This window comes from Helicobacter sp. 13S00477-4, from assembly GCF_002272785.1.
In the GTDB taxonomy this organism is placed as follows: Bacteria; Campylobacterota; Campylobacteria; order Campylobacterales; family Helicobacteraceae; genus Helicobacter_J.
Window position 1 is genome coordinate 14,278 of the sequence record NZ_MLAS01000007.1, and the last position, 11,207, is coordinate 25,484.

General features: G+C 33.5%; 11 protein-coding genes. All 11 read right to left on the minus strand.

The window, feature by feature from the left end:
* Positions 1 to 4 precede the first annotated feature (4 nt).
* Positions 5 to 835: a glycosyltransferase family 2 protein gene (locus tag BKH44_RS04565; RefSeq protein ID WP_095270477.1), complete on the minus strand. Its 831-nt coding sequence runs from the start codon at positions 833 to 835 to the stop codon at positions 5 to 7.
* Complete coding sequence (locus BKH44_RS04570) at positions 822 to 1,745, minus strand: class I SAM-dependent methyltransferase (protein ID WP_095270478.1); 924 nt, start codon at positions 1,743 to 1,745, stop codon at positions 822 to 824. The genes BKH44_RS04565 and BKH44_RS04570 overlap by 14 nt, the downstream gene beginning before the upstream one ends.
* Before the next feature lie 93 nt (positions 1,746 to 1,838).
* Positions 1,839 to 2,600, minus strand: coding sequence for a class I SAM-dependent methyltransferase (locus BKH44_RS04575; RefSeq protein WP_257842591.1), 762 nt, complete (start codon positions 2,598 to 2,600; stop codon positions 1,839 to 1,841).
* A gap of 81 nt (positions 2,601 to 2,681) precedes the next feature.
* Positions 2,682 to 3,668, minus strand: a complete 987-nt coding sequence (locus BKH44_RS04580) for a polysaccharide deacetylase family protein (RefSeq protein ID WP_095270480.1) — start codon at positions 3,666 to 3,668, stop codon at positions 2,682 to 2,684.
* Between the two features lie 18 nt (positions 3,669 to 3,686).
* The gene (locus tag BKH44_RS08710; protein ID WP_143428303.1) at positions 3,687 to 4,412 is read right to left on the minus strand and encodes a methyltransferase domain-containing protein; all 726 of its coding nucleotides are present in this window, start codon (positions 4,410 to 4,412) and stop codon (positions 3,687 to 3,689) included.
* Positions 4,378 to 5,676 (minus strand): glycosyltransferase family 4 protein, encoded by a 1,299-nt coding sequence (locus BKH44_RS04590; RefSeq protein ID WP_095270482.1) that lies wholly within the window; start codon positions 5,674 to 5,676, stop codon positions 4,378 to 4,380. Before BKH44_RS04590 ends, BKH44_RS08710 begins: the two co-directional genes overlap by 35 nt.
* A gap of 18 nt (positions 5,677 to 5,694) precedes the next feature.
* Positions 5,695 to 6,594 carry a LicD family protein gene (locus tag BKH44_RS04595; protein WP_095270484.1) on the minus strand — a complete coding sequence of 300 codons (900 nt, stop codon included), beginning with the start codon at positions 6,592 to 6,594 and terminating at the stop codon, positions 5,695 to 5,697.
* A gap of 9 nt (positions 6,595 to 6,603) precedes the next feature.
* On the minus strand, positions 6,604 to 7,644 hold the full coding sequence (locus BKH44_RS04600) for a phosphonoacetaldehyde reductase (protein WP_095270486.1): 1,041 nt from the start codon (positions 7,642 to 7,644) through the stop codon (positions 6,604 to 6,606).
* On the minus strand, positions 7,641 to 8,786 hold the full coding sequence (aepY, locus tag BKH44_RS04605; protein ID WP_095270489.1) for a phosphonopyruvate decarboxylase: 1,146 nt from the start codon (positions 8,784 to 8,786) through the stop codon (positions 7,641 to 7,643). Before aepY ends, BKH44_RS04600 begins: the two co-directional genes overlap by 4 nt.
* A 9-nt stretch (positions 8,787 to 8,795) precedes the next feature.
* Complete coding sequence (gene aepX / locus BKH44_RS04610) at positions 8,796 to 10,112, minus strand: phosphoenolpyruvate mutase (protein WP_257842592.1); 1,317 nt, start codon at positions 10,110 to 10,112, stop codon at positions 8,796 to 8,798.
* Positions 10,102 to 11,085, minus strand: a complete 984-nt coding sequence (locus BKH44_RS04615) for a glycosyl transferase (protein WP_095270491.1) — start codon at positions 11,083 to 11,085, stop codon at positions 10,102 to 10,104. Before BKH44_RS04615 ends, aepX begins: the two co-directional genes overlap by 11 nt.
* Between the last annotated feature and the right edge of the window lie 122 nt (positions 11,086 to 11,207).

Here is an 11,207-nt window from a genome sequence, read left to right on the forward strand (position 1 = left end):
ACCTTTAGATTTTATTTTTGCTTAGGTAAACCCTTGCAGTATTGAGGAATTTTTTTGGTAATATTTTTCTTATCAATAAACGAGGCAAAATATAAAAAATTGTTTTTGAAAAAAACCATACCGGGAATAAAGCATTATATTTATACCCAATCATACAAGATTCTTTAAAAATCTTATAAGAGAAATTTGCTGATATACCATTGAGGTTAAATTGGGCAATGATCACATCTCTTTTTTCAAACAAAAAACCTTGATGATAGATTTTGGCAAAAAAGTCTGAATCTGCAGCAATTTTAAATCGTGTATCAAAAGGATATTGCCTCAAGAGTGTTGTAGAAGTGAAAGAAGATTGATGGATAAAATGATGATGGTATTTATGCTTTTGTGAAGCTGAATATAAGATTTTAGAGTGTGAAGCATCATAGATGAGTTGTGAATCACCATAGATAACCCCAAGTTTATTTTCAGATGTTTTATAAGTCTTAAGCGGGAATATTTCTTCTATAGTTGTATTTTTGAAAAACATATCCCCGCTGTTCATAAAATTACACCATTCTCCAGTGCAGAATTTTACCCCTTTATTCATCGCATCATAAATCCCTTCGTCTTTTTCGCTGATGAATTTTGTGATTTTATGTTTGAAAGTATTGGGTTTGTTTATATAATTTTCAATGTTTTGCACAGTCCTATCGGTACTCTTTCCATCAATGATTATATATTCAATGTGAGGATAGGTTTGGGATAAAACAGATTCTATTGTTTTTGCTATGTTTTTTTCATCATTGAAAACAACAGTGATAATAGAGACTAAGGGTAGTTTGTCAGTATCTTGCATTGGATCTCTTTTTTTGATATACCGCAACAACAGTGTGTCCATAAGCTTTTGGAGGGATGTGGATGAATTTTTTTCCAATAAGTCCAGCTCTATTAATGAATTTACGCACCAATCTTTTATCAATCAAAGGTGTAGATAGGAATTTCTTTGTCCATATGATAGATTTGTACAAATCAATATGTTCAGGTTGGATATTTTCATGATAAATTTCTATCAAATCCAAATCAAATATTTTGGCAATTTTTTTGAGGCAAGTATCTGAAAATCTCGATACATGATGGGGTGGCATATTTAAAATACCATTGACACAATCTTTCAAAAAACTATCTTCACTTGGAATGGCAATGATCATAGCCCCCCCCCCCTTCAAACTTTTTACTTTTGAACTTAAAAAATTTTTTGGATTTGAAACATGTTCTAGGACTTGGAAACTACATACGACATCAAAGCATTCTTGATGAGAATCTGAATACTCTTGAATGGATAAGTTTTCAATATGAATACCATTTTCCTTAGCAATTTTTTTTGCATCTGTGCTGAATTCAAGTCCTGTGTAGTCATTTGTTTTTAAGAATAAAGAAAATGCACCTTTGCCACAGCCAACTTCTAAAACTTTGTGTTGTGGTTGGATAAAATCTTTGGCGAAATGGTATTCATTCTTTTCGTTCATATAATACCAGGGAAGTTTATTGAGTGTGTTGTAAAAAGCATTATCTCCTGTAGGCATTGTGCCATTTTCATCAACAAAGAATCTGAAATCACAATGTTTGCATATATAGTAATTTATATTTGATTGTATCAAAGAGGATATATCTATATTGAAGGCTTTTTGATAGAGGGTTATCAAGTCTTTTTTTTGGATAGTTTCTTGGATTTTGCATTCATTTTGCTCACATAAAGGACATTTCATCTTGTTCCTTTTGATTTGGATTGGATATATCTTTTGATAGGTCGCAAAATAGGTCTTGCGAATTCTAATGAGGAAATGATATGAAACATTACCTTACTTGCCCCCCCCCCCTATAGATTTTAACTTTGGACCCAGTTTTTGATCCTTGATTTTTGAAAAGAGCGTTGCGTGAGTGTTTTTTAGCATACCTTGATTTTTCATCCCCATTTTTGTGGCAAAAAAATTAAAGCTATAGCGATAATGGAAATTTTTTGGTAGATGGCATTGGATACAGGGATAGAAACAATTCGCAATGATAGCTTCACCTCCGATTTTAAGCACAGCTATCATTTGTGCAAAGGTTTCTAATGGGTCATCAACATGTTCAAGAACATCTGTAGAGATGAGGCAATCAAACGTCCCTTCAAGCTGAGATATAAAAGAGATATTTTTATAACCCTCAATACATTTTTTTCCATACTTGCTTGGGAAAGGTTCATAGATAAAAATTTGTTTTTGTGGGCATTTATCTGCAATTACTTTTGCCAAACTGCCAAAGCCACCACCATAATCAAGTATGGTTTGAAAATCTGATTGGGCAATATGGGAGGCAATATTTTGTCTTATTTGCATTGAAATCTCATCATTTTCAATAAAAAGTCCATTCAATACCCATACTGGATGGTTGTAATATTCTCCAATCTTTGACCAATCTAAAGCTTTGTTATCACAACCATATTCATACCATACTTTATCCATCAGATACCAGATTTGATTTAAATCATCTTTAATATCTGGATTTTGAGAATCTAATAGATTTTGAATTGTTTGTAATTCATGATTATCAAGTCCTGTATTTTCTAATGCAATGTTCATTTCTTATCCTATCCTGATTTTTAAAATTATAGCATTTTTTACTCATTGATACTTGGGCTTTGATTTAAGCAAAATCTATTGTCAGTTTGTTATGATTATTTTTTTACGGATTTTAGAAATGTTTTGTAGATTAAAATTTTCATGAAGGAATATCCTAGGCAGTGCACTTAGATATTTTGAATGTTGAGGGTATATATTTCCAGATCTAGTCGTTACAGCTGTTTGGAAGCCTAAATTTTGCAGCAGATTAAAATGCTTTTCCTCTACTTCAATCCTGCTGCCAAAAGGGTAAGCAAAATGTTTTGGGGTGTGGTTCAAATGTTTTTTAAAAAGCTCATTTGCCCTTAAAATATCTGATGAAATTTCATTTGTTGTGAGATTTTTGAATATTGGGTGGGTATGGGTGTGGTTGCCAATAGTAGTGATATTATCTTTGAGCATTTCTGCTATTTGATACCATTTGAGGGCATATTGATTGTAATCTTGGGGATCGTAGAAAATTTTTAAATCATCCATTATCTTAGATGTATCCGTATAATTATGAGAGTTTTCAATGATGATTTGTCGCAATTTTAAAAATACCATTGATTTGGCTTCTAATGTTGAGGTGTCAAATATTTCGCCATTGTATGTTATAGAATTGTTTTGTAATAAATAATCTTCAAGGGCAAACCACCACATATTATGTGTTTTTTCTGGGAAAGCTGTGCATACATAGATACAAAAAGGGATATTGTATTTTTTAAAAATAGGGTAACCAAAGCTAAAATTATCTTCATACCCATCATCAATGGTGATGAGCAAGGATTTTTCTCTCAAAGTTTTTTTATTGCGTAGGCTTTCATATAGATCATCTAGTGAGATGAAGTGATAGCCTTGTGAGATTGAAGATAGGATAAAGTGTTCCAAAAAATCTGGACTGACCTTCATATTTTCATTGATAGGGAGTCTTTTTGGGTCTATAGGGGCGATGCGATGTAGCATAAAAATAGTAGCTTTACCGGAAAATATTTTTTGAATAGGTTTGAAATTATTCAAATATTGTATTATTTTTGTTTTCAATGACATATATTTTCTCGTGATGTTTTATTTTTTGAGAGCTTTGATACAAATGACTACTTGATAATCTTCATCGTGATAAAATACCTCTTCTCTTGTGAGTTCTTCTGCACAAATCCCTTGTAGTTCAGCAATCGCACTCAATACATTTCCATAAGTGCTTACTTCAATATTATCTTCCCCAAAAACTTTGCTAAAAGCATTTTTAATCCCCATATCTGTAAAACGGTGATAATCCCCCCAACGTTGATAATCATATCGACTGATTTGTATCAATCCTGCTACTGTGATGAGTGCAGCACCTCCAGTTTTGAGCATTGAATAGATGCCCTCAATGGCTTTTTGGTAATCATCAATAAAATTAAGCGTGAATGTGCAAATCAAGCAATCAAGATAGTCTTTAGGTAAGTTTTGATATTTTGTCAAATCGCCAATAATCGTAGCTTTTTTATTATCATTAGTATAGTGGAGTATCTCACTTTTACTCACTTGCCCCCCCCCCCATCGCTTTGTATAAGTCGCGTCTGCTATTTCACATACTATTCCTTGAATATAAAGTGTATTTTTAGAAAGGAAATCATCTGTATATATCCTGTCTATAGGAGTCCCTCTATCTAGTCCAAATATTTTAGATATGGGTTTGAGGTGACGCATATTTTGCCATTTAGGTCGATAAAAGATCCTATTTATTATCTTTTTGAATTGCAAATAGAGTTTTTTAACTATCTTGAAAGGTAATTTTATGAGAGTCATGAATCTCCTTATATAGATAAATATAGTTTTGGATTATAAGGTGTTGTTCGAATGTATCTTGTATCTTTTTTCTTCCATTTGTGCATAAATTTTGATAATTCAACTCATCCAAACTCAAAATCCATTCAATCCCTTTTGCTAGCTTCATAGGGTCAAAAGGAGTAGCAAGATAACCATTGATTTTATGTTCTATTATATCGGAATTCCCCCCAATATCAAATGCGACTACAGGTGTGGCACACGATAGAGATTCTACAATAGTGTTGGATAGATTTTCACTCAAGCTTGGCATTACTAAAATATCTGCTGCATTGTAGACTAACTGAAGGCTAATATCATCGTGTAAATGACCTAAATAATATGTCTGTATGCCTTCAATATATTCAATTTCCCCATTTTCATTCCCACTAGCCCCAAAAATCAAAATTTCGATATTGCTTTTGTTTTTCAAAAATCTCAAAGCTTTTTTGAATTCTGGATAACCTTTCCTGTCTAGAGTAGTCGCATTAATAGCACCAAAAGCAATGATTTTTTTTTGATGATTGATTTTTAGTAGTTTGCGAGCTATATTTTTATCTAGCGGGCTATAGAGATCAGTGTTGATAGGGTTTGGGATATTGACAATTTTTTTATCTTTTAAAAGTGCAGATTCTCTTGCACAATTTGCAATCCATCTGCTCAAACCATTGATAGTCAAATCAAGTTTAGCATAGGTTTTCTTTTTTTGTCTGAAAGTAAAAAAACTCATGTCAAATTTGAAATTGGATTTTAATAGAGGGCATTTTTGGCAATGGAATTTTTCTTTTTTGCAGCTTGGTTCTATGACATGGCAGCCCCCTGTATATGGATTTGCATCATGCAGGCTCCAAAGTAGGGGGGCTTTGATTTTTTTGAGATCCTTGATGTTTAAAAATCCATTATTTATCCAATGCAAATGGACGATATCTGGTTTTAGGGAGTTGATTGTTTTGATGAGTTGATTGTTGTGGACCCAATCAATTGAGAATATATCTTTTTTACGTTTTGGGTAAAATAAAAGAGGTATCTGACAGAGGGCAGGGCGAATTTTTTCTAGTATTTTTTGTGTTTTTGTTTTGGATATTCGCATTACATTTTTTGTGTCTGTATTTTTATTTTGGACAAACACGATGGATTCTATTATTTCGTCTTTGTTATTTGAGCTTTCAAGCAGAGCATTATGGAGTCTTAAGGCAGCTCTTCCAGCTCCTCCAGTATCTTGAGAGACTAGATGGAGGATTTTCATTTTTTTATACTTTGTAGATTATTTTTCATAATAGGGTGCTTTGTATGTTTGAAATGGCAAGTCCAAATTTAGATAATAAGGCATATGTCCTGTCCTTTCTGTGATAGGAGGAGGGGTCATATAATCCCCATATAGTCTTTCTAAATAGATTTTATAATTAGCAGGTGCAGGGAATTGGGTATCTTCAAAATCAAGCATTATTGTTGGCAAAAAATCATTCAAGTAATGCAAAGCATTTGGATATACAAGTAAGACAAAAGCACAAGCAATGATTTGAGATTGATCAAAATCATATTTCAATACTGCTTTTTTAGTTTTGTTTTTAAAATAGTCTAATACTGGCTGGAATACAAGACTTGAACGTATGCTTAAGATTATTTGCTTGATTTGTTTGATAGGGAATTTGTTTTTTTCTGGAGCTTTAGATTTCCAGTATTTTTCATATCTTCGCCCTGCGTATTTTGATAGATTTTTGAAATGTTTTTTTGCTTTCAAAAGATCATCACCTCCACCATCAAGGATAAAAATATCAATGCCAATACCACTTTTATATTTGATATTATTTTCTGCTATCGTTGATTCTATAGCTGTTGTGGTCGTATCTTCTAGTTTTGCGAAATTCCAAATGAAATTTTGTGTTTTGTCCCAATGTTTGAATATGAATTTTTTTTCAAAAATATTGTGTGTGCCATTTTTGAAATCTTGCATATCCAAAGAGACAAGTTTTTCATAATCACTTCTTGGCATATAAAAATCCATATCATCATCCCAAGGAATAAAGCCTTTATGCCTAACTGCACCAAGCAATGTCCCACAAGACATAAAATATCTTAAATTGTATTTTTCACAAACCCTTTTGAATTCTTTGGCGACATCAAGAGTTTTTTGTTGGATCTTTTTCAGTAGGTCTTCTTCCATTTTTTTCCTTTATGAGAGTTGATTTTTAATGGATTCTATATCAAATAGGCTATTTTTGGCTCTATCATTTAGAGAGTTTAATATTTCTTTGAGTTCCTCTTTTGATATATTATAGTTTTTGAAATCTGTTGGGATATTGAGTTTAGAAAATAATTTTTTTATAGGGGTTTGATAAATTTTTAGTGTTTGTTTTGCTTGGCTTTCAGGGAGTTGGCTAAATAAAAAGGGTAGGGTAAAACTACATGCAATGCCATGTGGGATGCCTTTTTTTATCGTGAGTGGGTAACTGATGGCGTGAGCTAGTGCTGTTTGTGTCGCACCGAATGCAAACCCAGCAAAAATACTTGCTAAGGTGATTTGTTCTCTAAGATAGAGAGAATGAAGATCTTTAGATAATTTGGGTAAGTTTTCTAAAATCAACTCTATGGCTTTTGTGGCATTATTTGTAGAAATGGGGTTGGCATTTTTATTCCATATAGATTCAACAGAATGTGAGAGGGCATCTAAAGCTGTCGAAATCGTGATGTCTTTTGGGAGTGTGAGCATTAAGGATGGATCATAAAAGGCAGCTTTACAATACAGGTTCCTCAAGTGTAGGGAATATTTTTTATTATTTTCTTTGTCCCATATTGTTGCCCAAGGAGTGAGTTCTGAGCTTGTTCCAGCAGTCGTGGGGAAGGCATATATTGGGATGAAGGGTTTGGATTCCTCGGGCGTTGGGACATTATCTTTGATTTGGAATGGGGAGTTGATGCTTAAGATTTTTGCACAATCAATCACGCTTCCCCCACCTATTGCAATAATACTTTGAATTGATTCTGTTATGTTTTGTAGAGATTTTAAGTATTTAATACAAGGATTTGTAGGTACATTGGAAATTATTTTTTTGAGTTTATTGCCTAATATTTTTTTGCTTGATTCAATCAGTCCTCTTTTTTCAAATCCAGCTGAGGTTATCAATAAAATATCTTTAGAATCTATTTTTGATAAAGCCTCAGTATATGGGATATTGAAAACAATTTCCACCGGATTGTAAAAATTAAAATTCATTGATGTTCCAGTAAGAATTTTTGAAGCCTTTCTTTGACTTCATAAGGTTTGATTTTTGGACGACTCAAATCTTTTTTGCTTCCTTTTTGGATTTGCAGATAGATAAATACTGCCCCTTGTTTGCTTTTGGATTCTATAAAATCAAGTAAAATGTTTTTAAAATCAATCAAATCATACACTAAAAATACCTTTTGATACCCACAAGAATAAGCAATCTGTGGGATATTGCATTCAGAAGAGAGGCTAAACTGTCCTCCAGTAGAATCATGACTTTGATTGTCTAAGCAAATATGGCAGAAATTTCCTTTTGCATAATAGGCATTAGTACTCATATTCCCCATTCGCATTAATAATGCCCCATCCCCATCAATGGCAATGACTTTTTTCTCACTCTTAAGGCTTATCCCTAAGCCTAGTGGAGATACACAACCCATCGAACCTACCATATATAGATAATTGCAAGCATCATTGATTTCATAAAGTTCTCGCCCACTTTTGCCTGTAGTAGCTAGAATGATTGTGTTGTCATTATTAATGGAATCAATAGTTTGGAGTGCTTGTAATCTTGTGGGAAGAGAGTTTGTTTTTTGTGTTTCTTTGAAAGTTTTTTGGGTGTTTTTGGGTTGAAAATTTAGCAGTAGTTTTTCTTGCCTAAAGGTATCTTTGCGTACGATGAAAAAGAAGCTTTTATTTTGAGTAATTGCTTTTCTTGCTTCAATTATTTGGAGTTTTGCTTTGTTCAAATCAGGGCTTAGGAAATCATAAGGTATTTTGCAGATTTGAAAGATTTTATCTGTAATAGTGCCTAATAGTTCGTGTTGTGGCTCATCAGAAATACCTTCTTCACCCCTCAAGGATACAAATCCTAAAATAGGCAACCTGAATATATGATTGAGACTTGTGAGTGGGGATAAGGCATTAGATAGCCCACTATTTTGCATTAGCACGACACCTGTTTCTGAAGAAGCGAGGCTTATGCCAGAGGCAATAGCGATGGCATCGCCTTCGTTGTTTGCCATAATGAATCTTTTTTCATTCAAAGCATGATTGATGAGAGGGGATAAAAATGAACAAGGCACACCAGTAAATGTATTGAAATAATGAGATTTTAAAATCTCTCCAAATTCTTTGGTATCTAGCATTTTTTTCCTTTATTTTGTTCCTGATATGAGGTTTAGGATTTCCTCAATATTTAAGCATTTATTTTCGACTTCTTTGCTCCGATCAAATTCTAAAATCCCTTGAGCTACTTCTTTCATTGCTGGGTATGCTGCCCGCAATAAATGATTGGCATAAATGATAATGTTAGCTCCGTGATTACAAAGCTCTTTGGCACTCACTTGATTGAAACTTGTTGGGACAAGTATAATCGGAGTATTGGCATCTTCTTGCCTGAATTTTTTCAAAAATTCAAAGATTTCATCAGGAGTTTTTTGACGTGAATGGATCATGATGCCATCTGCACCTGCTTGGATATAGGCTTTTGCTCGTGTCAATGCATCTTCAATACCTTTTTCTAAAATAAGGCTTTCAATCCTTGCGATGATCATAAAATCTTTTGTGATTTGGGCTTTTTTGCCCATACTTATTTTGTAACAAAAGTCTTCTATGGTGTCTTGATTTTGTAAAACATCATTCCCAAAAAGAGAGTTTTTTTTCAAGCCAATTTTATCTTCAATGATTACTGCACTCACTCCTGTACGTTCCAATGACCTTACTGTGAAAGTAAAATGTTCAGGTTTACCTCCAGTGTCAGCATCATAAATAAGAGGCTTTGTCGTTACTTCAAAGATTTCATTGATGGTAGAAAGTCTTGAGGTGAGGTTGACTGCTTCAATATCGGGTTTTCCCCTAGAAGTAGAATCTGTGAGTGAGCTTGACCAAAAGCCATCAAATTCAACTTTTCCATTTCCTCTGCCATTGGGTTGGGCTTGGACATTTTGTGCGATGAGGGCTGAAATCGCATTGTGTACTTCTAGGATACGCAGAGGTTTTTTTGCTGCAATAAGTCGTCTTAAAAGTGATAGGCGGGCATTAGTGCTGATACCAATAGATCTGGCATTTTCATTGAGTTGAGTTGAAGAAATACCTTCTGTATAAGCAGGCTCTATCAACTCTCCTTTGCCTATATCTTTTAGTGTATAGATTACATTTTGTCTGGTTTTTTCCTGGGGTCCACTTTTCCAATCATCGCCGTGTATGACAAAATCAGGCTTTAGTTTCCTGATATTTTCTTCATAGCTTAGGGTTGTTTGTGGGATGATTTCATAGACATAGCGGATCGTTTCGATAACTTTTTTTCTTTGTTCATAGTCCATATAAGGCAATCGTTTATAAGAGGCGATAGCAGAATCAGTCAGCAGTCCTACGATGACTTTCCCATACCCAGAGGCTATTTTGAGTATATTGATATGTCCAGGGTGGATAATATCTCCACTCATTGCGACATAGACGATTTTATCTTGCATTTTTATCCTTTTTTGGATTTTTGATTAGAATTTTTATTTTTTTTGCTAGAGGCAGGAGTTTGAGTTTGACTAAAATTGGGTGGACAAAGTCTCTACGGTATGAATAAAAAGCCCAAGCTTGATTTTCTCCTATTTTTTCACAATAAGGGATATTTTTTATCAGTTTGGGGCAAAAATCTTGGGATAATTGCTGGTGTTGCCAATTATCGTTAAAATCACAATGCTCTCCCCTGCCATCATACCCTCTATTGACTGATAAGGGCTTGATAGGGTAGAGTGTGAATGTATTTTGTTGGAACATATTATAGCAAATTATCCCATCTGCGTGCTTTTTATTATTTTTTACCGTATCTTCCAAAATGGGTAACAAATGTCGTGAGATAGAGTTGAATGCTTTTAGTTGTTTTTTATCTTTGAAAAAATCTTGTATGCCTTCAAGATCCCAATCAATATTTTCATATCTATCTTTCCACATCCCCACTCCCCAAGGTGAATACATTTTGAGTAAAAAAACTTCATAAGGATAAGATTTAGGGACTATTTTGTGATAATGTGTGTTTGAGGCGATAGAGATGATACGTTTATCATCTTGATATAATTGAAGGGCGTCATTCATATAGTTTAAAAACTCATTTGAAACAATGACATCATCTTCAAATGAAATGACTCTATCATATTTGGAATAAAGATAATCAAAAGCATCCCTTCCTGATTGAAAACTTCCTTTGTTAGACTCCCAAAAAATCCCTTCAATATTTTTGAAATAAAAGCTTTTTTTGAGGCTGATGATGTAGTCTCTGACTTTTTGGACAGGTATTTCAAACTCTTTAGAATAAGGGGCATCTGAGACGATAAAAACATCAGTCTGTTTTGCTAGGGTGTTTTTTGCTAAGGATTCAATAGCATTTTGTAGGCAATCAAGCCTATCATAAACACTAATTAGGACGGGAGCTAGATTTTTTATTGCCTGCATTAAGATACCTTAAGATAATCTTGTTTTTAAAAGTTTAATTATAGCATACTTTAAGATTTGGGGTGATTAGAGGATTGGGTAAATTCAATCTTGTATGAAAATAAAATCTTTTCAAAATAAAT

Excerpts from the sequence above, each read along its gene's own strand:
- BKH44_RS04565 (WP_095270477.1), bottom strand. The coding sequence starts at position 835 with ATGCAAGATACTGACAAACTACCCTTAGTCTCTATTATCACTGTTGTT.
- aepX (WP_257842592.1), bottom strand. The coding sequence starts at position 10,112 with ATGCAAGATAAAATCGTCTATGTCGCAATGAGTGGAGATATTATCCAC.
- BKH44_RS04570 (WP_095270478.1), bottom strand. The coding sequence starts at position 1,745 with ATGAAATGTCCTTTATGTGAGCAAAATGAATGCAAAATCCAAGAAACT.
- BKH44_RS04580 (WP_095270480.1), bottom strand. The coding sequence starts at position 3,668 with ATGTCATTGAAAACAAAAATAATACAATATTTGAATAATTTCAAACCT.
- BKH44_RS04575 (WP_257842591.1), bottom strand. The coding sequence starts at position 2,600 with ATGAACATTGCATTAGAAAATACAGGACTTGATAATCATGAATTACAA.
- aepY (WP_095270489.1), bottom strand. The coding sequence starts at position 8,786 with ATGCTAGATACCAAAGAATTTGGAGAGATTTTAAAATCTCATTATTTC.
- BKH44_RS04590 (WP_095270482.1), bottom strand. The coding sequence starts at position 5,676 with ATGAAAATCCTCCATCTAGTCTCTCAAGATACTGGAGGAGCTGGAAGA.
- BKH44_RS04595 (WP_095270484.1), bottom strand. The coding sequence starts at position 6,594 with ATGGAAGAAGACCTACTGAAAAAGATCCAACAAAAAACTCTTGATGTC.
- BKH44_RS04600 (WP_095270486.1), bottom strand. The coding sequence starts at position 7,644 with ATGAATTTTAATTTTTACAATCCGGTGGAAATTGTTTTCAATATCCCA.
- BKH44_RS04615 (WP_095270491.1), bottom strand. The coding sequence starts at position 11,085 with ATGCAGGCAATAAAAAATCTAGCTCCCGTCCTAATTAGTGTTTATGAT.
- BKH44_RS08710 (WP_143428303.1), bottom strand. The coding sequence starts at position 4,412 with ATGACTCTCATAAAATTACCTTTCAAGATAGTTAAAAAACTCTATTTG.